This window comes from Streptomyces sp. NPDC050528 (genome assembly GCF_044457795.1).
Lineage (GTDB): Bacteria > Actinomycetota > Actinomycetes > Streptomycetales > Streptomycetaceae > Streptomyces.
On the sequence record NZ_JBITHH010000010.1, the window covers coordinates 341,361 to 363,131 of the forward strand.

The 21,771-nt window shown below is 68.8% G+C and carries 17 protein-coding genes and 2 tRNA genes; 14 read left to right on the top strand and 5 right to left on the bottom strand.

Annotated elements, in window-relative coordinates; translation table 11 throughout:
- Nucleotides 1–172: 172 nt before the first annotated feature.
- Nucleotides 173–2,998: a protein kinase gene (locus ACIBK4_RS32950; protein WP_399000798.1), complete on the top strand. Its 2,826-nt coding sequence runs from the start codon at nucleotides 173–175 to the stop codon at nucleotides 2,996–2,998.
- Nucleotides 2,999–3,025: 27 nt separating this feature from the next.
- Here ACIBK4_RS32950 and ACIBK4_RS32955 read toward each other — a convergent pair whose 3' ends face one another.
- On the bottom strand, nucleotides 3,026–4,462 hold the full coding sequence (locus tag ACIBK4_RS32955; RefSeq protein WP_399000640.1) for an amino acid permease: 1,437 nt from the start codon (nucleotides 4,460–4,462) through the stop codon (nucleotides 3,026–3,028).
- A gap of 215 nt (nucleotides 4,463–4,677) precedes the next feature.
- Between ACIBK4_RS32955 and ACIBK4_RS32960 the strand changes: the two genes are divergently transcribed.
- Nucleotides 4,678–5,163, top strand: coding sequence for a ribose-5-phosphate isomerase (locus ACIBK4_RS32960; protein WP_366437200.1), 486 nt, complete (start codon nucleotides 4,678–4,680; stop codon nucleotides 5,161–5,163).
- Between the two features lie 131 nt (nucleotides 5,164–5,294).
- On the top strand, nucleotides 5,295–6,110 hold the full coding sequence (locus ACIBK4_RS32965) for an Fpg/Nei family DNA glycosylase (RefSeq protein WP_399000642.1): 816 nt from the start codon (nucleotides 5,295–5,297) through the stop codon (nucleotides 6,108–6,110).
- A gap of 16 nt (nucleotides 6,111–6,126) precedes the next feature.
- Here the strand turns inward: ACIBK4_RS32965 and ACIBK4_RS32970 are convergent, their stop codons facing one another.
- Nucleotides 6,127–7,389: a GNAT family N-acetyltransferase gene (locus ACIBK4_RS32970; RefSeq protein ID WP_399000644.1), complete on the bottom strand. Its 1,263-nt coding sequence runs from the start codon at nucleotides 7,387–7,389 to the stop codon at nucleotides 6,127–6,129.
- A gap of 162 nt (nucleotides 7,390–7,551) precedes the next feature.
- Between ACIBK4_RS32970 and ACIBK4_RS32975 the strand changes: the two genes are divergently transcribed.
- Nucleotides 7,552–8,739 (top strand): PP2C family protein-serine/threonine phosphatase, encoded by a 1,188-nt coding sequence (locus ACIBK4_RS32975; protein ID WP_399000646.1) that lies wholly within the window; start codon nucleotides 7,552–7,554, stop codon nucleotides 8,737–8,739.
- Complete coding sequence (locus ACIBK4_RS32980) at nucleotides 8,736–9,197, top strand: HD domain-containing protein (RefSeq protein ID WP_399000648.1); 462 nt, start codon at nucleotides 8,736–8,738, stop codon at nucleotides 9,195–9,197. The genes ACIBK4_RS32975 and ACIBK4_RS32980 overlap by 4 nt, the downstream gene beginning before the upstream one ends.
- A gap of 10 nt (nucleotides 9,198–9,207) precedes the next feature.
- On the opposite strand, the gene ACIBK4_RS32985 is transcribed toward ACIBK4_RS32980, so the two are convergent.
- Nucleotides 9,208–10,338: an acyltransferase family protein gene (locus ACIBK4_RS32985; RefSeq protein WP_399000650.1), complete on the bottom strand. Its 1,131-nt coding sequence runs from the start codon at nucleotides 10,336–10,338 to the stop codon at nucleotides 9,208–9,210.
- A gap of 304 nt (nucleotides 10,339–10,642) precedes the next feature.
- Between ACIBK4_RS32985 and ACIBK4_RS32990 the strand changes: the two genes are divergently transcribed.
- Both ACIBK4_RS32990 and ACIBK4_RS32995 read left to right on the top strand, forming a co-directional pair.
- Nucleotides 10,643–10,837 carry a hypothetical protein gene (locus ACIBK4_RS32990; RefSeq protein WP_026151384.1) on the top strand — a complete coding sequence of 65 codons (195 nt, stop codon included), beginning with the start codon at nucleotides 10,643–10,645 and terminating at the stop codon, nucleotides 10,835–10,837.
- A gap of 46 nt (nucleotides 10,838–10,883) precedes the next feature.
- Nucleotides 10,884–11,117 carry a hypothetical protein gene (locus ACIBK4_RS32995; protein ID WP_399000653.1) on the top strand — a complete coding sequence of 78 codons (234 nt, stop codon included), beginning with the start codon at nucleotides 10,884–10,886 and terminating at the stop codon, nucleotides 11,115–11,117.
- 114 nt (nucleotides 11,118–11,231) lie between these two features.
- On the opposite strand, the gene ACIBK4_RS33000 is transcribed toward ACIBK4_RS32995, so the two are convergent.
- Nucleotides 11,232–11,305 (bottom strand) — tRNA-Gly (locus ACIBK4_RS33000).
- 164 nt (nucleotides 11,306–11,469) lie between these two features.
- Here ACIBK4_RS33000 and ACIBK4_RS33005 point away from each other — a divergent pair.
- The 5 genes from ACIBK4_RS33005 to clpX all read left to right on the top strand — a co-directional run bounded on the left by ACIBK4_RS33005 (nucleotide 11,470) and on the right by clpX (nucleotide 16,243).
- A tRNA-Pro gene (locus ACIBK4_RS33005) sits at nucleotides 11,470–11,546 on the top strand.
- 194 nt (nucleotides 11,547–11,740) lie between these two features.
- On the top strand, nucleotides 11,741–13,117 hold the full coding sequence (tig, locus tag ACIBK4_RS33010) for a trigger factor (RefSeq protein WP_399000655.1): 1,377 nt from the start codon (nucleotides 11,741–11,743) through the stop codon (nucleotides 13,115–13,117).
- A 345-nt stretch (nucleotides 13,118–13,462) separates the two neighbouring features.
- Entirely contained in the window at nucleotides 13,463–14,065 is a 603-nt protein-coding gene (locus ACIBK4_RS33015; RefSeq protein ID WP_362971111.1) for an ATP-dependent Clp protease proteolytic subunit, read from the top strand.
- Between the two features lie 50 nt (nucleotides 14,066–14,115).
- Nucleotides 14,116–14,796 carry an ATP-dependent Clp protease proteolytic subunit gene (locus tag ACIBK4_RS33020; protein WP_399000657.1) on the top strand — a complete coding sequence of 227 codons (681 nt, stop codon included), beginning with the start codon at nucleotides 14,116–14,118 and terminating at the stop codon, nucleotides 14,794–14,796.
- Between the two features lie 160 nt (nucleotides 14,797–14,956).
- A complete protein-coding gene (gene clpX / locus ACIBK4_RS33025) occupies nucleotides 14,957–16,243 on the top strand; it encodes an ATP-dependent Clp protease ATP-binding subunit ClpX (protein ID WP_266768669.1) in 1,287 nt (428 codons plus the stop codon).
- Nucleotides 16,244–16,330: 87 nt separating this feature from the next.
- Here the strand turns inward: clpX and ACIBK4_RS33030 are convergent, their stop codons facing one another.
- Nucleotides 16,331–17,335 (bottom strand): hypothetical protein, encoded by a 1,005-nt coding sequence (locus ACIBK4_RS33030; RefSeq protein WP_399000660.1) that lies wholly within the window; start codon nucleotides 17,333–17,335, stop codon nucleotides 16,331–16,333.
- A 136-nt stretch (nucleotides 17,336–17,471) separates the two neighbouring features.
- Here ACIBK4_RS33030 and ACIBK4_RS33035 point away from each other — a divergent pair, with 136 nt between their 5' ends.
- Nucleotides 17,472–20,096 (top strand): valine--tRNA ligase, encoded by a 2,625-nt coding sequence (locus ACIBK4_RS33035; RefSeq protein WP_399000662.1) that lies wholly within the window; start codon nucleotides 17,472–17,474, stop codon nucleotides 20,094–20,096.
- Nucleotides 20,097–20,281: 185 nt separating this feature from the next.
- The gene (locus tag ACIBK4_RS33040; protein ID WP_399000664.1) at nucleotides 20,282–21,769 is read left to right on the top strand and encodes a bifunctional folylpolyglutamate synthase/dihydrofolate synthase; all 1,488 of its coding nucleotides are present in this window, start codon (nucleotides 20,282–20,284) and stop codon (nucleotides 21,767–21,769) included.
- The last annotated feature ends 2 nt before the right edge of the window (nucleotides 21,770–21,771 follow it).

Consider the following 21,771-nt stretch of genomic DNA (forward strand, 5'->3'; position numbering starts at 1 on the left):
TACCACAAGATTTCTCCGCACTATGCTGGTACGGCATGAAGTGTGACCATTGTGGGGGTGCAGCGGATTGCCGGGGAATACGGGAAATTCGGGGAACATGAGGGGCGGCGGTGTTCCGGGGCTCTTGGTGACCGGACGTTATCGACTGGTCGAGAGTATCGGCCAGGGGGGAATGGGGCGGGTGTGGCGAGCCGCCGACGAAATACTCGACCGGCAGGTCGCCGTCAAGGAAATGCGCATCGACGGCCTCGACCCGGAGGACACCCGCACCCGCCGCGAGCGCACCCTGCGCGAGGCCAGGGCGACGGCCCGCATCGACCACCCGAACGTCGTGCGGGTCTACGACGTCGTCGACGAGGGTGAACGCCTGTGGATCGTCATGGAGTTGGTCGCCGGCCGTTCCCTGGAACACATCCTCACGGACGACGGCGCGCTCGGCCCGCGCGAGACGGCCCGTATCGGCCTCGGTCTGGTGGCCGCGCTGCGTCAGGTGCACGCGGTGGGCGTCCTGCACCGCGACATCAAACCCGGCAACGTCCTCGTCGAGAACGGCGGCCACCGCGTCGTGCTCACCGACTTCGGCATCGCCGCGATCCAGGACGCGACGGCGCTGACGGTGGTCGGCATGCTGGTGGGCTCGCCCGACTACATGGCACCCGAGCGGATCTCCGGCCGCCCACAGGGACCGCCGTCGGACATCTGGTCCCTGGGCGCGACCCTCTGCGCTGCCCTCGGCGGCCGCTCACCGTTCACCCGCGACACAACACTGGCCACGTTGCACGCGGTTCTGTACGAGGAGCCCGAACTCCCTTCGGCGGCGGGCCCGTTGCGCGACATCCTCGCCGAACTGCTGGAGAAGGAGCCTGCGGTACGGCCGGGGTTGGGGGAGTTGGAGGGGGCGTTGGTGCCGGTGGGGTTTCCGCCGGAGGGGGCTGAAGGGGCTGAGGGATCCGAGGGGGCTGAGGCGCAGGGCGGTGAGAGGCGGGGGAGCGAGAGGCGGGCGAGTGAGGAACTGGCGGCTGAGGAAGCGGAGTTGGAGGAGTCACCGCCCGAGGCCTACCGGGAATCACCGACCCCGGCCTTCCTGCCACCGTCCCTCGTCCGCGCGGCCCGCGATCCCCGGATCTACGACCCCGCCCCCGCCCCCGACTCCCACCCCATCGAGGACGCGATACCGACGCAGCGTCCCGCCGTAGAAGCACCAGCATCCGCCGCCGAGGCCGCCTCCGAAGCGGCATCCGAACTGAGCTCCGAGGCCTCGGCCAACAACTCCCGACGCCCCACCCCACGCAGGACGGGCGTCTCGTTGGACCGCGCCGGTCGGGGCGAGCACGCCGAGCAGGCGGTTCGTGTCGAGCAGGCCGGCCGCGCCGCACAAGCCGGTGTCGCGGAACAAGCCCGTCGCGCCGATCAGGCCGGTGGCGCCGAGCAGGCCGGTCGCGCCGAACGACTTGGTCGTGCCGAGCGGGCCGGTCGGGCTGATCAGGGTGAGCGTGCCGAGCAAGCTGGTCGCGCCGAGCAAGTTGGTCGCGCCGAACAAGCCGGCCGTGCCGCGCGAGCTGAACCCGCCGCACAAGCCGAGCGCAGCGAAGAGGCTCAACTCGCGGAACGAGCCGCGGCATTGACCGTGCGAAAGCCCGTGCCCCGCCCGGCCCACCCGCCTGCCCCGCGCCCGGCATCACCGCATCCGGGCGTTGGTCGCGACCCTGTTCCCGGGTCCGGCTCCGGTTCGCCGCGCCCGGCACCACCGCACCCGGGTCTTGGCCCCGATCCTGTTCCCGGCTCCGGCGCGCCGCGCTCGGCACCACGACACCCCGGTCTTGGTTCCGACCCCGCTCTCGGCTCCCGCTCGGTACCACCGCACCCGGGCCTTGGTTCCGACCCCGTTCCCGGCTCTGGCTCGCCGCGCCCGGAATCACCGCGCCCTGGTCTTGGTTCCGACCCCGCTCTCGGCTCCAGCCCGGAATCACCGCACCCGGGCCTTGGCCCCGACCCCGTTCCCGGCTCCGGCTCCGGTTCGCCGCGCCCGGCACCACCGCACCCCGGTCTTGGTCCCGACCCCGTTCCCGGCTCCGGTTTGCCCCGCCCGGAAGCACCGCACCCCGGTCTTGGTCCCGACCCCGTTCCCGGCTCCGGTTTGCCCCGCCCGGAAGCACCGCACCCCGGCCTCAATCCCGACCCCGTCCCTGGCTCCCGCCCGGCCCGCTCACCCCGCCCCGCACCACCACGCCGTGCCCTCGGCCCGCACCCGGCCCGTGTGCCTCGCCCCGCCGCCGCACCGTCGCCCGGCGGTGAACTCCCGGGCCCCGCCCAGCCGTTCACCCCGGACCGGACGCACCGCACCCGTCGCCGTATCGGACTGATCGCCGTCGCGGCAGTGGTGGTCGCAGGCGCGGTCACCGGGACGATCCTCGCGAACTCCGGTGACTCGTCCGGTGGTTCGTCGACCACTTCAGCGGCGTCGACCGAACCGTCCGCCTCCTCGTCCCCGTCCTCCACAGCCAAATCCCCGTCCCCCACAGCCACGTCCCCCTCCCTGTCCCCCACAGTCGAGGGCACCTCCCGCCCCCAGACCCTGCCCCCGGGCACGCACCGAGAGGCGGGTGGGTTCGCGTGGGCTACGCCCAGCGGATGGCGGCGGGATCTGAAGACGGGGGCCGAGGTGCACTACACATCCCCCGACGGCACCCAGGAACTGGTCGGCAAGTCCTCGCTCGCGCGCGGTGACCTGATGGAGACCTGGGAGGCGTCCGAGCGGAACGCTCAGCAGGGAGCGGGTTACCGGAAGATCCGGCTCGACCGGACGACGTTCCGCGGTTATCCGGCGGTGAGTTGGGAGTACACGTTCACGCTCAAGGGCGTCCCGTGGCACGCCCGGCTGCTCGGTTTCGACGAGGACGGGAAGTCGTACCAGATCAACACCTGGTACCAGCCGGGCGTGGAGACGCAGGCACTGAAGACCTACGACAGGGTCAAGAACAGCTTCGTCGTGCTGTGAACGTCCTAACGTCCTAAGCGAACTCCCTTAGCCCACAGACACCTTGTCGGTGTCGGTGTCCGTGTCGGAGACCGCGGTCGTGACCGCCTGTCCACCCCGCACCCGCTCCTTGATCACCGACACCGCCACGACCGCCAACGCGACCAGCAGGGACAGCAGAACGGTCGTACGGCCGCTGCTCTCGCCCTCGGTGTCGGTGAGCATGTAACCGAGGACGAAGACGATCAGGGCGATCGTCGCCCAGGTGAGATACGGGTACAGCCACATCTTCACGACGAGCTTCTCCGGCGACTCGCGCTCGATGATCCGGCGCATCCGCAGCTGGGACGCGCAGATGACCAGCCACACGAACAGGGCCACCGCGCCGGAGGAGTTGACGAGGAAGAGGAAGACCGTGTCCGGGAAGGCGTAGTTGAAGAACACGGCGACGAAGCCGAAGACGACGGACGCGATGATCGCCGCCATCGGTACGCCACGGGACGTGGTCTTCGCGAACGACTTCGGGGCGTCACCGCGGCCGCCGAGCGAGAAGGCCATGCGGGAGGCCGTGTAGAGGCCGGAGTTGAGGCAGGACAGCACCGAGGTCAGCACGATGAAGTTCATGATCTGACCGGCGTGCGCGATACCGAGGGAGTCGAGGGCGGCGACGTACGAGCCCTGCGCCTTGATCGACGGGTCGTTCCACGGGAGCAGGCAGACCACGATGAAGATCGAGCCGAGGTAGAAGACGCCGATACGCCAGATGATGCTGTTGGTCGACTTGGTGACCGCCCGCTGCGGGTCCTCGGACTCACCGGCGGCCAGCGTGGCGATCTCGCTGCCCATGAAGGAGAAGACGACCAGGAGTACGCCGGTCAGGATCGCGCCGGGCCCGTTCGGCAGGAAACCGCCGTGCTCGGTGAGATTGCCGAAGCCCGCCTTGTCGGTGTGGGCGCCGGGCAGTACGCCGAAGATCGCCAGCGCGCCGACGACGATGAACGCGCCGATCGCCACGACCTTGATCCCGGCGAACCAGAACTCGAACTCGCCGTAGGAACCGACCGATACGAGGTTCGTGGCGGTCAGCACCACCATCACGATGAGCGCCCAGCCCCACTGCGGTACGGCCGGTATCCACCCTTCGAGGATCTTGGCGCCGGCGGTCGCCTCGACGGCGAGCACGACAACCCAGAAGAACCAGTACAGCCAGCCGATCGAGAACCCGGCCCAGCGGCCGAGCGCGCGGTCGGCGTGCGCGGAGAAGGATCCGGACGTGGGGTTCGCGGCCGACATCTCACCGAGCATGCGCATCACCAGCACCACGAGTGTGCCGACGAGCGCGTAGGAGAGCAGGATGCCGGGGCCCGCCGTCGCGATGCCCGAACTGGAGCCGACGAACAGGCCGGCGCCGATGACACCGCCGATCGCGATCATCGAGAGATGTCGGTTCTTGAGTCCTGCCTGAAGGCCGGAACCAGAAGTCATGGGGGGAGTTCCTTTACGCCGGTTGGGATGCCGGTGGGGGGTGCCCGTACGAGCGGCGTACGAGTCGGTCCAGTGAATCGGAGGTAAAGGAATTCCTGAACCTTTGAATCCAGATCGTTACTTGAGGTTTCCTTGAGGTTGCGAGGCGTTGCCTGTATTTAACGTGGTCGGGCCCCGGAGCTGCTTCCCGGAAACAGCCGTGTCACACTCGACGCATGCGCGTGTATCTCGGCTCCGACCATGCGGGCTTCGAACTCAAGAACCACCTCGTCGAGTGGCTGAAGTCGGCGGGCCATGAGCCCATCGACTGCGGCCCGCACATCTACGACGCCCAGGACGACTACCCGCCCTTCTGCCTCCGCGCCGCAGAGCGCACCGCCGCCGACCCCGAGGCCCTCGGCATCGTCATCGGCGGCTCCGGCAACGGCGAGCAGATCGCGGCGAACAAGGTCAAGGGCGTACGTGCGGCCCTCGCCTGGAGCGAGGAGACCGCGTCGCTCGGGCGGCAGCACAACAACGCGAACGTGGTGGCGGTCGGCGCGCGGATGCACACGGAGGAGGAGGCGACGAAGTTCGTCGAGGTCTTCGTGGGCACGCCGTTCTCCGAGGACCCGCGGCACATTCGCCGCATCGACATGCTGACGAAGTACGAGGCGACGGGGGAGCTGCCGGAGATTCCGGCGCACCACCCGCAGCAGTAAGCAGAATCAGCCCAGAATTAGCCCCTCCGGCGTTTGAGGAGCGGGGTCCGGGGCGGAGCCCCGAGGTCTTTGGAGCGCCCACCCGTCAACGAACCGAGACGGGTGGGCGGGTGGGAAAGGAAGTTCGTCAGGTGCCAGAGGGGCACACGATCCACCGACTCGCGCTGGACTACGGCAGTCACTTCAGCGGCGGCCCCGTACAAGTCACCAGCCCCCAGGGCAAGTTCAGCGACGCCGCCGCGCTGCTGAACGGCACGGAACTCACCCGCACAGAAGCCCACGGCAAGCACCTCTTCCTCGGTTTCCGGGACGCCGACTGGATCCACATCCACCTCGGCCTCTTCGGTAAGGTCGGCTTCGGCGGAACCCCCGCACCCCCGCCCACGGACACCGTCCGCCTACGCCTCGCGAACGACACGTCGTACGTCGATCTCCGCGGCCCCACCACCTGCGCCCTGATCACGGACACCGAGAAGCAGGCGATACACGACCGCCTCGGCCCCGACCCCCTGCGCCCGCCGGAGGACACCGACCCGAACGCGGCGTACAAGCGCATCTCCCGCAGCCGTACGACGATCGCGGCCCTGCTGATGGACCAGAAGGTCATCGCGGGCGTCGGCAACGTCTACCGCGCCGAGGTGCTCTTCCGGCACGGCATCGACCCGTACCGCGCGGGCAAGGACGTCACGCCGGCCGAGTGGGACGCGATCTGGGCCGACCTCGTCGAGCTGATGCACGAGGGCGTCCGCAACAACCGCATCGACACCGTCCGCCCCGAACACACCCCCGAGGCGATGGGCCGCCCGCCCCGCGTCGACGACCACGGCGGCGAGGTCTACGTCTACCGCAGGGCGAACCGCCCCTGCCACATCTGTGGCGGCGAGATCCGCACCGCCGACCTCGCCGCCCGCAACCTCTTCTGGTGCCCCAACTGCCAGAAGCCGTAGGGTCGTTGACCGGGTTTCAGAACCCGTGCGGCAGCCAGGGCGCGACCGCGGACCCGAACGCCAACGACGCCTCCGCCAGCGCCCCCGCCCGCAACTCCCGCACCCGCCCGGCGCCCGCGAGCGACGCGAGGGACACCCCGCCGAGATACGCGGCCCCCAACTCCCGTACGGACAGCGCGAGATCGGCCTCCTCCTCGGTGCGCTTGCAGGAAGCCGCGCCCTTCGCGTCACTGGTGAGCCGCCAACGCCCCTCGTTCCAGGGGCAGAAGACATCCTCGACCTCGAACACGACGTCCACCGGCGTCTGGTAGGTGCGCGCCTCCAACGCGGCCCCCAACTCCACCAGGCGTACGTGGAGCGAGTCCCGCTGCCGGACCGCGCACCGGCGGATGTCGGAGACCAGATGCTGCCAGGAGTCGTCGACGGGGCGGTTGTGCACCGCCACCTTCCCCGTCAGGTCGATGTCGAACAGGAACCGCCACAGCGCCGCGTACGACGCCGGATCCAGCGCCTCCAGATCCCGCAGCCGTACGGTCCCCTTGGGCCCCTGCATGTCCCACTCGGGCTTGACGAAGTACCGCGCGTAGCCGACGACTTCACCGTCCCGCTCGGCGAGCACGCACTGGAGCGGCGACGAACCCTGCCGCTCGCTCTCCGGGTCCAGCAGCGGCTCGTTCTCCCACCCGGGCCGCCGCGCGAGCATCCCCGGCCGCCCGGCCACCTGCCGCGCGTACACCGCCTCGCACTCGTCCCGTACGGCGGCCGGCTCGGCGTAGCGCAGGTGTACGTCGTCCGTGCCCGGCGGCACCGAGAGCCGGACGCGGTCGGTGTCGATCTCGGCGGCCAGGGCCATCGTCGCGATGCCGTACCCGAACCGGCCGTAGATCACCGGCTCGGAGGCCGTCAGCACGGCCAGCGGCTCGCCCCAGGACCGTACGTCGTCCAACTGCCGGCGCATCATCGACGTGAGGACGCCGCGGCGCCGGTGCGTGGCGGCGACACTGACCATGGTGATGCCCGCCGCGGGCACCGAGGCGCCACCGGGCACGGTGAGCCGGAAGCCGAACGCGCCCGCCGTCCCCACACACGCGTCCCCGTCCCAGACGCCGAGGCAGCGGTCGAACTCGGTGAGCCCGCGCGTCAGCTCACGCTCCTCGGCCGACTCCGGGACGGCGCCGAAGGCGGTGACAAGGTTGTCGTACCAGGTGTCCCACTCGTCCTGGCGCAGTACCCGCAGCTCGGTCCGCCCGGTCGGTGTGTTCTTCGCAACTGTGCCCATGAGCCATGCCTATCAGCGCATTGCGGGACGAGCCAGGGAATTTCCGCCGGGCGCCCGCACAGCGGCCTTCGGTGAAGTTCACTGTGAAGTTGAACCTCGCAGGGGGGACAAGTGGGACCTCCCGTGCCAAGCGGCTGGTCGGATGGATAGGGTCCCGAACTAATGGCAGCAGGACGAGAGCGGCGCGCGGAGGCCGACACGTTCACGGCCCGGTTGAGGAAGCTGGTTCACCGGGTCCGCACCGGCCTGCGCAGAAGTGCCGTCGACTACTTCCGCGGGGACGGTTCGGACTGGGTCGCGCTGGCCGGGCTGCTGATCACGATCCCGGTGATCGTGGCCGTGACGCTCGCCAACTCGGTGTGGTTCTCGGCGGCCGCGCTGGTCCTCCCGATCGTCGCGGGCGGCCTGCTGCTGCGCCCCGCGAGCCTGCTCGGTCTGTACGCGGCGGCGGCCACCGGTCTGATCGTGGAGTCGGTGAAGCTCGGCCCGTACACCGAGGGCCCGGCGCGGGTGACCCCGGGCGTGGTGCTCGTGGTGGCCGCGTGCGGTTTCTTCGGGCTGCTGATCGCGCAGTTCCGCAGCCGGGTGGGCGTGCCCTGGCGGCGCGGCGGCACCATGCTCTTCGACCTGCGCGAGCGGATCCGGGTGCAGAGCAAGCTGCCCCAACTCCCGCAGGGCTGGCACCGGGAGATGGCGCTGCGGCCGGCGGGCGGCCAGTCGTTCTCCGGCGACTTCGTGGTCGCGGCCCGGACGAACGGTGGTCGGACCATGGAGGTGGTCCTCACCGACGTCTCCGGCAAGGGCATGGACGCGGGCTCCCGCGCCCTGCTGCTGTCCGGCGCCTTCGGCGGCCTGCTCGGCTCGCTGCCCCCGCACGCGTTCCTGCCCGCCGCCAACGGCTACCTTCTCCGCCAGGACTGGGACGAGGGCTTCGCGACCTCGATCCACCTCGTCCTGGACCTCGACTCCGGCGACTACGAACTCTTCTCCGCGGGCCACCCGCCGGGCCTCCAGCTCAGCGCGGGCAGCGGCCGCTGGGAGGAGAAGGCGGCCGAAGGGCCCCTGCTGGGTGTGTACGACGGCGCGCAGTTCGACCCTGTGAAGGGATCGCTGCGGCCGGGGGACGTGTTGATGCTGTTCACAGACGGTTTGGTGGAGACCTCCGACCGGGACATCGTCGAGGGCATCGACCGCCTCACCGGCGAGGCCGACCGCTATGTCGCCGGCGGCTTCCACGGCGCCGCCTGGCACTTGATCGAGGCGGTCGCCAAGGACGTCAACGACGACCGGGCCCTGCTGCTGGTCTGCCGCGAGGGCCCGACGGCGGCTTCCCAGGCCCTGCCCCGATGACCGCGCTCCGGCCCCTCACCCCGGCCGAGGTCGAGACCCTGGCCCGCGCCGCCCACGAGGGCCAGACCGACAAGGCGGGACGGCCCTACGCCGAACACCTCCAGGCCGTAGCCGAGGGGGTACGGCTGCGGGGCGGGGACGCCGAGCAGATCGCGGCGGCCTGGCTGCACGACTCCGTGGAGGACGACGCACTCACCGAGCGGTGGCTGCACGAGGCCGCGCTGAGCCGTCGTACGAAGGACATCGTGCTCGCGGTCACCAAGCGGGCCGGGGAGCCCCCGGAGGCGTACGCGGAGCGGATTCTCGCGACCCCCGGCGCACTCCTCGTGAAGGAGGCGGACCTGGCGCACAACGCGGACCCGGCCCGCCTCGCGGTCCTCGACGAACCGACCCGGAGCCGGCTGACCGAGAAGTACGCACGGATGCGCGCACTTCTCGGCCTGGGCGTTCCCGACTAGGCGTCCCTGTCTAGGCGTTGACCTTTTCCCGTACCACCGGCTGCTCGAACTGCTCGCGGTCGCGGGCGAGTTGGGCCGCGTCGCGCTTGAACGCCCACTCCATGCGGGGCTCGATCACGAAGCGGAACACCCGGCGGACGGGCGGGGTGCACAGCAGCGTGACGGCGGTGGCCGCGAGGGCGGTCACCAGGGCGACGCCGTACGGCCGGTGCAGCCAGGCGTGGTCGTACAGGCCCGCGTAACCGGCGCCCTTGATCAGGAAGCCGTGCAGCAGATAGCCGTACAGCGTGCCCGCGCCGAGCGCCGTGAACCAGGTCTTCCGGCTCGGCACCCAGGAGTAGAAACCGGCGGTCAGCAGCAGCGAGCAGCCGAACATCGCGAGCGTCATCACCGGCCCGACCCACCAGGGCGCGGCGAACTCCTGCGCGGAGTCGTGGTGGTAGAGCCAGCTCGCGTTCATCCGCGGCACCGCCCAGTACCCGAACACCAACGCGCTCACGAACACCGGCACCGCCAGCATCCGCGCTTCGCGCCGGCGCACCAGCCGGAAGTGCTCGGGCTTCAGCACCAGACCGAGCACGAAGTACGGCAGGAACTGCGCCGTCCGCTGCAGATCGAAGTCGTCGGTCATGGCCGGGGTGCAGGAGGCGAGCATGGCGATGCCGAGGGCGATCGGCAGCGGGTGCCGGACCAGTTTCCAGATCGGGGTGGTCAGCCGCCAGATCAACAACGAGCAGAGGAACCAGGTGAGATACAGCGGGTCGAGCAGGGTGATCTGCTGGTGCGGGTCGTCGTTGGCGTAGCGGCTGAAGAGCGAGTACGCGATCTCGAAGACGATGTACGGCAGCGCGACACCGGTGAGCAGTCGCTTCAGCCGGGCGGGGCTCATGTCGAAACTGCGGGAGAAAAAGCCGGAGATGACGATGAACGCCGGCATGTGGAAGCTGTACACGACCATGTACAGGCCCTGGAGCACTCTGCTGTCGCCCTTCAGGGGCTCCCAGGAGTGTCCGATGGCGACCAACAGGATCGCCAGATACTTCGCGTTGTCGAAGAACGCGTCGCGCGGTTTGGTCAGTTCGTTCTTTTCGTTCCGTTTGCTCTGTTCGTTCTGGCCCGGGGGCGTGTCGGTGTGGAACATCTGAGGCACCTTAGCGTTGCCCGTGGGAATCGGTGAAAACATCGGACGCGCGTCCGGAATCTATTCACGATGTCACGATTCATCCCGATCAAAAGGCGCAAAAGGGCACACGGAGAAGGCCTGTTCATGTGCGCATGCCAATCATGCGAACGAACTGCGAACACGTCCCTGCCGAACCTTTGCGACCAACGATGCGTCACCCGCCGCATAGGTGGGCCGCGTTGGTGGCACGATGGTTCTGGCGGGGTGCGCGCGGTTGCGTCCCCGGGCCGGGAGAGCGGACCGACCGAGGGTGTGATCAGTTGTGGCCATTTCACTGTCTGTGGTGCTGCTGTTGGCGATCATCCTGGTGGTGTTGATCCGAGGGGGATCGATCAAGGCCGGCCCAGCCATAGTCGCGATCCTCTTCGGCTTCTTCCTCGCCTCGACCGGGATGGCTCCGTCCATCAACCGGTTCATAAACTCGCTGGCGGAGACGATCAACTCGATCAGCTTCTGAGGTCGATCGCTTTCCGACGCTTGACCGACTTCTGGCGGAGGCGCACGTGCGGCAGCGCGCGGCAAGGGTTTCGGCGCCGTCGAGTCGACGGTTCACCAAGGAGTCGGCGGGCGCCCTGTTCGCGGCGTTCGCCGCCTTCCTGCTCGCGCGCGACGTCACGTTCGACTACTTCCGGCACGCGCTGCCCGACTGGGCGTACAGGGCATCGGGCCTCGTCGGCTTCGCCGCGGCGCTCGCCGCCTACGGCCTCGCCACGCTCTGGCTCCGACGGCTCCCCTGAGGCCTCTCTTCTCCGCTCTCTGCCTCCTTCGCGGAAGCGGGCATCCGGCCAAGAGGCAGGGAACGCGTCAGGGCCAGACCGAGGAGTGATCCTCCGGCCTGGCCCTGAGATGCCTGGAGCGGGCGACGGGAATCGAACCCGCGTAGCTAGTTTGGAAGACTAGTGCTCTACCATTGAGCTACGCCCGCACACGACGCGCCGCAGGTCAGACGACCGCGGCACAGAAGGCATCGTAGCGGGTCGGGTGCCCTCCGCGCACACCGCATTCCCCATGCCCCTTCCGGCACCCCGGCGCTCGTGAAATGCGGCGGCCCGGCGGCCTGCGGGCATGTACCCTACGTCTCGCACCAGACGGGGTGTGGCGCAGCTTGGTAGCGCGTCCGCTTTGGGAGCGGAAGGCCGTGGGTTCAAATCCCGCCACCCCGACCACCTGCCGGGCCTCCGGGTCCGGTATCACACCAGTACCTCGCGAGATCGCCTTTTGGGGGGTCTCGTCGCTGCGGCTACTATGCAAGCTGCGCGCCCGTGTGTCTCTCACACTCTGAAGTCCTCCGGGCGACCAGAAACCGCCGGACCTGTCTGGGTCCGCAAACCAAGAAGTCAGCCCCCAAGGAGACCGAACCGTGAAGAGCGCCGTGGAGACCCTGAACCCGACCCGGGTTCGGCTCAGCATCGAGGTGCCCTTCGAGGAGCTCAAGGACAGCCTCGACGCGGCGTACAAGAAGATCAACCAGCAGGTCACGGTGAAGGGCTTCCGGAAGGGCAAGATCCCGGCGCGCGTCATCGACCAGCGGTTCGGCCGCGGTGCGGTCCTGGAGGAGGCGGTCAACGACGCGCTTCCGAAGTTCTACACCGAGGCGGTCAACGAGGCGGAGCTCAACCCGCTCGGCCAGCCCGAGGTCGACATCACGGAGCTGAAGGACGGCGAGACGCTGAACTTCACCGCCGAGGTCGACATCCGCCCGACCATCGAGATCCCGGACTACTCGGGCATCGAGGTCGAGGTCGACGCCGTAGAGGTCAGCGAGAAGGACATCGACGAGTCGGTCGAGCAGCTCCGCGAGCGCTTCGCGGCGACCTCCCCGGTCGAGCGCGCCGCCGCCGACGGTGACGTCGTCACCCTCGACCTGGAGGCCAAGGTCGACGGCGAGGTCCTCGAGGACGGCGTCGCCGAGGGCGTCTCCTACACCATCGGCTCCGGCGAGCTGCTCGAAGGCATCGACGAGGCCGTGACCGGCCTGGAGGCCGGTGGCGAGGCCACCTTCGCCTCCGAGCTCAAGGGCGGCTCCGCGGCCGGCCAGGAGGCCCAGGTCACCGTCAAGGTCACCCAGGTCGCCGCCCGCGAACTGCCCGCGCTGGACGACGAGTTCGCACAGCTCGCCTCCGAGTTCGACACGCTGGAGGAGCTGCGCGCGGACAGCCGCAAGCGCCTGGAGAACATGAAGCAGTACGACCAGGCCACGCAGGCCCAGGAGCGCGTCCTGGAGAAGCTGCTGGAGCTCGTCGAGGTGCCCGTCCCCGAGAAGCTGCTCGAGGACGAGATCAACACCCGCAAGCACAACCTGGAGCACCACCAGCTCGGTCAGATGGGCCTCGACCTCGAGAAGTACCTCGAGATCCAGGGCAAGACGGCCGAGGAGTTCGACACCGAGACCAAGGAAGCCGCGGTCAAGGGCATCAAGACGCAGTTCGTCCTCGACGAGCTCGTCAACAAGGAGAAGCTCAACGTCAACCAGGAGGAGCTCACCGAGCACCTCATGCGGCGCGCGGCCTCCTCCGGCATGTCCCCCGACCAGTTCGCCCAGGCGGTCGTCGAAGGCGGCCAGGTTCCTCTCCTGGTCGGCGAGGTGGCCCGCGGCAAGGCCCTCGCGGTCGTCGTGGAGGCCGCCACGGTCAAGGACACCAACGGCGAGATCGTCGACCTCGAGGACGAGGACGAGACGGCCACGGAGACGGTTGAGGCCGCCGAGGCCGCCGCCGAGGAGCCGACCGAGGCGTAAGGCAGTCGTACGAGGGGCCCTGGGGTTTGCATCAAGCCCCGGGGCCCTTTGCCATACCGCCCACTGGGGCGCCCCTGAAAGGGGCGCGAGGAACGGCGCGACAAGCCCCCACTCACCCGCAGCCCCGATAACAAGCGCACCCACCCCACCCCAGGGGATTCCGCTCAGGCCAGCGCAGCGCGATGTGCTGACAGCGAACAGTTCCCTTTGCGGGATTCCCCGGAGGGACCCGCGCGTTAGGGTCCATGAATACGAGGGCAGGGGAGTCCCCGTTGCCCCCGGCAGTACACGTGAGACGGCCCGGCGCCGTCGTAAAGACGAGCAGGTGGATACGTGACGAATCTGATGCCTACAGCCGCCGGCGAGCCCTCTTTCGGTGGCCTCGGCGACCAGGTCTACAACCGACTGCTCGGTGAGCGGATCATCTTCCTCGGCCAGGCGGTCGACGACGACATCGCGAACAAGATCACCGCACAGCTCCTCCTCCTTGCCTCCGATCCGGACAAGGACATCTTTCTCTACATCAACAGCCCCGGCGGCTCGATCACGGCCGGCATGGCGATCTACGACACCATGCAGTACATCAAGAACGACGTGGTGACCATCGCCATGGGCATGGCGGCCTCGATGGGCCAGTTCCTGCTCAGCGCCGGCACTCCCGGCAAGCGCTTCGCGCTGCCGAACGCCGAGATCCTGATCCACCAGCCCTCGGCCGGCCTCGCCGGTTCCGCCTCGGACATCAAGATCCACGCCGAGCGGCTGCTGCACACCAAGAAGCGGATGGCGGAGCTGACCGCCTTCCACACCGGTCAGACGGTGGAGCAGGTCACGCGCGACTCGGACCGCGACCGCTGGTTCGACCCGATCGAGGCCAAGGAGTACGGCCTCATCGACGACATCATGCCCACGGCCGCAGGTATGCCGGGCGGCGGCGGCACCGGGGCCTGAGGCCCCGCCACAGCCATCAGCCGACCGCCACAGCCCCCAGGAGAGAGACAGTGAACAACTTCCCCGGCAACGGCCTGTACGACCACGCACGCGCCGAATACACGGCCCCCGCCGCCGAGTCCCGTTACGTGATCCCGCGTTTCGTCGAGCGCACCTCGCAGGGCGTCCGTGAGTACGACCCGTACGCGAAGCTCTTCGAGGAGCGCGTGATCTTCCTCGGCGTCCAGATCGACGATGCGTCGGCCAACGACGTCATGGCGCAGCTGCTGTGCCTGGAGTCGATGGACCCGGACCGCGACATCTCGATCTACATCAACAGCCCCGGTGGCTCCTTCACCGCGCTGACTGCGATCTACGACACGATGCAGTTCGTGAAGCCCGATGTCCAGACCGTCTGCATGGGCCAGGCAGCCTCCGCCGCCGCCGTCCTGCTGGCGGCCGGTACGCCGGGCAAGCGCATGGCGCTGCCGAACGCGCGCGTGCTGATCCACCAGCCCTACAGCGAGACGGGCCGGGGCCAGGTCTCCGACCTGGAGATCGCGGCCAACGAGATCCTCCGCATGCGTGCCCAGCTGGAGGACATGCTGGCCAAGCACTCGACCACGCCGATCGACAAGATCCGCGAGGACATCGAGCGCGACAAGATCCTCACGGCCGAGGACGCCCTGTCGTACGGCCTGATCGACCAGATCATCTCCACCCGGAAGATGAACAACGCCGACGTCCGCTGACCCGGACCTGTATCGTCCACCACCCCTCGGCACGGTCCACGTGGAAGTGAACCGTGCCAAGGGGGGCCCGAACGGGGGGCCCGGCAAGGTACCGTCGGACATAAGGCAGCACCAGGAGTCGCTGGACCTAGGCGTCTCCCAGGCGAAGGGGAAGCACACCGTGGCACGCATCGGTGACGGCGGCGATCTGCTCAAGTGCTCGTTCTGCGGCAAGAGCCAGAAGCAGGTCAAGAAGCTCATCGCAGGGCCCGGTGTGTACATCTGCGACGAGTGCATCGACCTCTGCAACGAGATCATCGAGGAAGAACTGGCGGAGACGAGCGAGGTGCGCTGGGAGGAACTCCCCAAGCCCCGCGAGATCTACGAGTTCCTCGAGGGTTACGTCGTCGGCCAGGAGTCGGCGAAGAAGGCACTCTCGGTCGCGGTGTACAACCACTACAAGCGCGTCCAGGCCGGTGAGAACGGCGGCGGCCAGAGCCGCGAGGACGCCATCGAGTTGGCGAAGTCCAACATCCTCCTGCTCGGCCCCACGGGCTCGGGCAAGACCCTTCTCGCGCAGACCCTGGCCCGCATGTTGAACGTGCCGTTCGCGATCGCCGACGCGACCGCGCTCACGGAGGCGGGCTACGTCGGCGAGGACGTCGAGAACATCCTGCTCAAGCTGATCCAGGCGGCGGACTACGACGTCAAGAAGGCCGAGACCGGGATCATCTACATCGATGAGATCGACAAGGTGGCTCGCAAGAGCGAGAACCCCTCGATCACCCGTGACGTCTCCGGCGAGGGCGTCCAGCAGGCCCTGCTGAAGATCCTGGAGGGCACCACGGCCTCCGTTCCGCCGCAGGGCGGCCGGAAACACCCGCACCAGGAGTTCATCCAGATCGACACGACGAACGTCCTGTTCATCGTGGGCGGTGCCTTCGCGGGCCTGGAGAAGCTCATCGAGTCCAGGGCCGGCGCCAAGGGCATCGGCTTCGGGGCGACGATCCGCTCCAAGCGGGAGCTGCAGTCCAAGGACCAGTTCGAGGACGTCATGCCCGAGGACCTGGTCAAGTTCGGCATGATCCCCGAGTTCATCGGGCGTCTGCCCGTCATCACCTCGGTCCACAACCTGGACCGCGAGGCCCTGCTCCAGATCCTCATCGAGCCGCGCAACGCACTCGTCAAGCAGTACGAGCGCCTCTTCGAACTCGACGGCGTGGAGCTGGACTTCGAGCGCGAGGCCCTCGAAGCCATCGCCGACCAGGCCATCCTCCGCCAGACCGGCGCGCGCGGCCTGCGCGCCATCATGGAGGAAGTCCTCCAGGGCGTCATGTACGAGGTCCCGTCCCGCAAGGACGTGGCCCGGGTCGTCATCACGGCGGACGTCGTCCTGTCGAACGTCAACCCGACCCTGATCCCGCGCGACGCGCGGGGCCGCGGCCCGGGGGAGCAGAAGACGGCGTAACAGCCGCACCCAGTACGACACGAAGGGCGCCCGGTCGGTCAACCGACCGGGCGCCCTTCGTAGTTGAGACCTCCGGGGCCTCCGGGGTCAGGCCTTCACCCGAACTTCCTTGCGCAGCTTGGTCGTCATGGAGACGGCGGTGTCCTTCGACACGTCGGCCGTGTTGTCGCCGGGGGAGACCATCGCGATGGTGCTGTAGTCGGCCCAGACGCAGAACCAGTCGGTCTGCTGCTTCTTGGTGAACTGGTTGGTGCCCTTGGCCGCCTGGCACTTCATGACCGCGCCGTCGATCTCGACCGACTCGGGGTCCCCGACCAGCTCGCTGCCGCCCGTCGTACTGCTGCCGGCGGAGTTGCTCTCCTTGACGTCCTTCTTGATGTCCGCGAAAAACGTGTCCAGGGCCGCCTTCGGATCGGCGATCTTGCCGTAGGCGCCCACGACTTGGAGGCTCTTGGCCGTGAGGAGCTCCGCCTGGCTGGGCGCGGTGGAGGGGTCGTCCGGGTTGTAGCCGCTCAGGTCGGCCGTCGTGTAGGCGCCGAAGACGGCGGTGCCGTTCTTGACGCCGCTCTTCTCCAGGTCCTTCACGGTCGACGAGCCGTTGTCGCTGGTGTCGCCGTCCTTGGTCGCCCGGCTGTAGTTGCCGAGCACCTTCGCCGGCGTCGTCAGCTTGTGGGCACCGTCGTCCGAGAGACCGGACGACCCCATGTAGCCGAGGACGAAGTACACCCCCACGCCGACGGCGGCCACGACCGCCACCGCGCCGATGATGAGCCCGGTCTTCTTCTTCCCGCCCGGCGCCGGCGGCTGCGGCTGCGGAACACCGTACGGGGGCTGCCCGTAAGGGGGTTGCCCGTACGGCGCCTGCTGCCCGTACGGCGGCTGCGGCTGGCCGTAGGGGGCTTGCGGGGGCGGGGGCTGCTGCGGGAAGCCGTAGCCGGGCTGGGCGGGGGGAGCCTGCTGGGGATAGCCGTAGCCGGGCTGCGGGGCGCCCTGCGGCGCCTGCTGGGGAGGCTGGCCGTAGGGGCCCGGCTGACCGTACGGACCGGGCTGCTGGGGCTGCCCGCCGTACGGGCCCGGCTGGTTGTAGCTCATTTCTGGGTTCCCCTCCAGATGCTTATGTGATCCCGACATCTTGGCGGAGCCACAGGAACCGCACGGCATCGGGGGGCGCACCGTTACAGAACAAACGCGTTTCGGGACACCCCCATGACACCCCTAAACTGGGCCCGTGACCGAGAACGCTCAGCAGCAGCCACCAGCGCCCGACTCCGAACTGCCGACCCAGTACGCGCCGGCCGATGTAGAGGGGCCGCTGTACGAGCGCTGGGTGGAGCGGGGTTACTTCGAGGCGGACGCGAAGAGCGAGAAGCCGCCGTACACGATCGTCATCCCGCCGCCTAACGTCACCGGCAGCCTGCACCTGGGGCACGCCTTCGAGCACACGCTCATCGACGCCCTCACGCGTCGCAAGCGCATGCAGGGCTACGAGACGCTGTGGCAGCCCGGCATGGACCACGCCGGTATCGCCACGCAGAATGTCGTCGAGCGTGAGCTGGGCAAGGAGGGCAAGTCCCGGCACGACCTGGGCCGTGAGGCCTTCGTCGAGCGCGTCTGGCAGTGGAAGGGCGAGTCCGGCGGCCAGATCTCCGGCCAGATGCGCCGCCTCGGCGACGGTGTCGCGTGGTCGCGCGAGCGCTTCACGATGGACGAGGGTCTCTCCCAGTCCGTCCAGACCATCTTCAAGCGGCTCTACGACGACGAGCTGATCTACCGCGCCGAGCGCATCATCAACTGGTGCCCGCGTTGTCTCACCGCGATCTCCGACATCGAGGTCGAGTACCAGGACGACGACGGCGAGCTCGTCTCCATGAAGTACGGCGAGGGTGACGAGACGATCGTCGTCGCCACAACTCGCGCCGAGACCATGCTCGGTGACACGGCCGTCGCCGTTCACCCCGACGACGAGCGCTACAAGCACCTCGTCGGCAAGCTCATCAAGCTGCCGCTGACCGACCGTTCCATCCCGGTCGTCGCGGACGAGCACGTTGACCCCGAGTTCGGCACGGGGGCCGTCAAGGTCACCCCGGCCCACGACCCGAACGACTTCGAGATCGGCCAGCGGCACGACCTCCCGGCCATCACTGTGATGGACGAGCACGCCGTCATCACCGTCCCCGGCCCCTTCCAGGGCCAGGACCGCCTCGAAGCCCGCTCCGCGATCGTCGCCGCCCTGCGCGCCGAGGGCCGGATCGTCGCCGAGAAGCGGCCGTACGTCCACTCGGTCGGCCACTGCTCGCGCTGCAAGACGACCGTCGAGCCGCGGCTGTCCATGCAGTGGTGGGTCAAGGTCGCGCCGCTCGCGAAGGCGGCCGGCGACGCGGTCCGCGACGGCCGGGTCAAGATCCACCCGCAGGAGATGGAGAAGCGCTACTTCGACTGGGTCGACAACCTCCACGACTGGTGTATCTCACGGCAGTTGTGGTGGGGCCACCGCATCCCGGTCTGGTACGGCCCGAACGGCGAGATCGTCTGCGTCGGCCCCGACGACGAGGCTCCGACCGGCGAGGGCTGGCACCAGGACACCGACGTCCTCGACACCTGGTTCTCCTCCGGCCTGTGGCCCTTCTCCACCCTCGGCTGGCCCGAACAGACCGAGTCGCTCGCGAAGTTCTACCCGAACTCCGTCCTGGTCACCGGCTACGACATCCTCTTCTTCTGGGTCGCCCGGATGATGATGTTCGGCCTCTACGCGATGGACGGCACCCCGCCGTTCCACACCATCGCCCTGCACGGCATGGTCCGCGACCAGTTCGGCAAGAAGATGTCCAAGTCCTTCGGGAACGCTGTCAATCCGCTCGACTGGATGGACAAGTACGGCTCCGACGCGCTCCGTTTCACCCTCGCACGCGGCGCCAACCCGGGCGTCGACGTCCCGATCGGCGAGGACTGGGTCCAGGGCTCCCGCAACTTCGCCAACAAGCTCTGGAACGCGACCCGTTTCGCCCTCATGAACGGTGCGACGATCGAGGGCGACCTGCCCGACGCGTCGGAGATGTCGGCGACGGACCGCTGGATCCTGTCCCGCCTCAACTCCACGGTCGCCGAAGTCGACGCGCTCTACGAGGACTACCAGTTCGCGAAGCTCTCCGACACGCTGTTCCACTTCGCGTGGGACGAAGTCTTCGACTGGTACGTCGAGTTGTCGAAGACCACGTTCATGGCGGGCGGCGAGCCCGCGAAGGTCTCCGGCCGCGTCCTGGGCGAAGTCCTCGACGTCACCCTGAAGTTGCTGCACCCGATCGTCCCGTTCGTCACGGAGACACTCTGGACGACCCTCACGGGCGGCGAGTCGATCGTCATCGCGGACTGGCCGAAGGACTCGGGCTTCCGTGACACGGCAGCCGAGCGTGAGATCGAGACCCTTCAGCAGGTCATCACCGAGGTCCGCCGTTTCCGCGCCGACCAGGGCCTCCAGCCCGGCCAGCGCGTCCCGGCCCGCCTCACGCTGACCGGCACAGCCCTCGCTCCCCACGAGGCCGCCATCCGCCAGCTCCTCCGCCTCCAGCCGGAGGGCGACACCTTCGAGGCAACGGCGACCCTCCCGGTCGCGGGCGCCACGGTCGCCCTCGACCTCTCCGGCACGATCGACATCGCGGCAGAGCGGAAGCGCCTCGCGAAGGATCTAGCGGCCGCGGAAAAGGAGCGCCAGCAGGCCGAGGCCAAGCTCGGCAACGAGGCGTTCCTGGCGAAGGCCCCCGACAACGTGGTCGACAAGATCCGCGGCCGCCTGTCCAAGGCGGACGAGGACATCACCCGCATCAAGAACCAGCTGGACGCCTTGCCGCAGGCGTAAGGGTTTGTAGCGCAGGTGAAGGGCTCCGGTGCGCATTTGGCGCCGGGGCCCTTCATTGCCCCAGGGCCTCCGGGACCTTTCCAGCTCCGGGGGCCCTGTCCCACCTAGGGGCGCGGGGAACTGCGCGACCAGCCCCCACCGGGCCCGCAGACGAAACACAACCGAACCTCCGTAGACTGACCCATGTGACTGACAGCGACCCGTTCGAAGAGATCGTCGCCGCCGAGACCGACCGCGACCCGGATCTCGCGGTGATCGAGGCCGGCAGCCGCACCCTCCGAGCCCAAGGCACCGGCGCCCCCCAGGCAGACGTCCCCGGCCGCCCGGAAGACCCCGCCCTGGACAAGGCCCTCCGCGACGTAGAGGCCGACCTCGCCACCCGCTGGGGCGAGACCAAGCTGGAGCCCTCGGTCAGCCGCATCGCCGCCCTCATGGACGTCCTCGGCGACCCCCAGCGCTCGTACCCCTCGATCCACATCACGGGAACGAACGGCAAGACCTCCACGGCCCGCATGATCGAAGCCCTCCTCGGCGCCTTCGAACTCCGCACCGGCCGCTACACCTCCCCCCACGTCCAGTCGATCACCGAACGCATCAGCCTCGACGGCGCCCCGATCTCCGCCGAACGCTTCATCGAGACGTACGAGGACATCAAGCCGTACGTCGAGATGGTGGACGCGCAGCAGGAGTTCCGCCTGTCGTTCTTCGAGGTGCTGACGGGCATGGCGTACGCCGCGTTCGCGGACGCGCCGGTCGACGTGGCCGTCGTAGAGGTCGGCATGGGCGGCAGCTGGGACGCGACGAACGTCATCGACGCGGACGTGGCCGTGGTCACCCCCATCGATCTCGACCACACCGACCGTCTCGGCGAGACGACCGGTGAGATCGCCACCGAGAAGGCCGGGATCATCAAGCAGGACGCGACCGTGATCCTGGCGCAGCAGCCGGTGGACGCGGCGCAGGTGCTGCTGAAGAAGGCCGTGGAAGTGGACGCGACCGTGGCCCGGGAAGGGCTGGAGTTCGGGGTCGTGTCGCGGCACGTCGCGGTCGGCGGGCAGCTGATCAACCTGCGCGGGCTCGGCGGGGAGTACGAGGAGATCTACCTCCCCCTGCACGGCCCCTACCAGGCACACAACGCGGCCGTGGCGCTCGCCGCCGTAGAAGCGTTCTTCGGGGTGGGGGCGCAGCGGCCCGATCCGCTGGCCATCGACACCGTGCGGAAGGCCTTCGCGTCCGTCACCTCGCCCGGGCGGCTGGAGGTGGTGCGGCGGTCGCCGACCGTCGTGCTGGACGCGGCGCACAACCCGGCGGGCGCCCGTGCTACCGCCGAGGCGGTGGCGGAGGCGTTCGACTTCAGCAAGCTGATCGGGGTCGTGGGCGCCAGCGGCGACAAGAACGTCCGCGGGCTGCTCGAAGCGTTCGAGCCGATGTTCGCCGAGGTCGTCGTCACGCAGAACTCCAGTCACCGCGCGATGGACGTGGACGAACTGGCCGCGATCGCCGTCGAGGTGTTCGGCGACGAACGCGTGCAGGTCGAGCCGCGGCTGCCCGACGCCCTGGAGGTCGCGATCACGCTGGCCGAGGAGGACGGCGAGTTCGCGGGCGGCGGTGTGCTCGTCACCGGTTCCGTCATCACCGTCGGTGAAGCCCGACTGCTCCTGGGGAGGGGCTGACT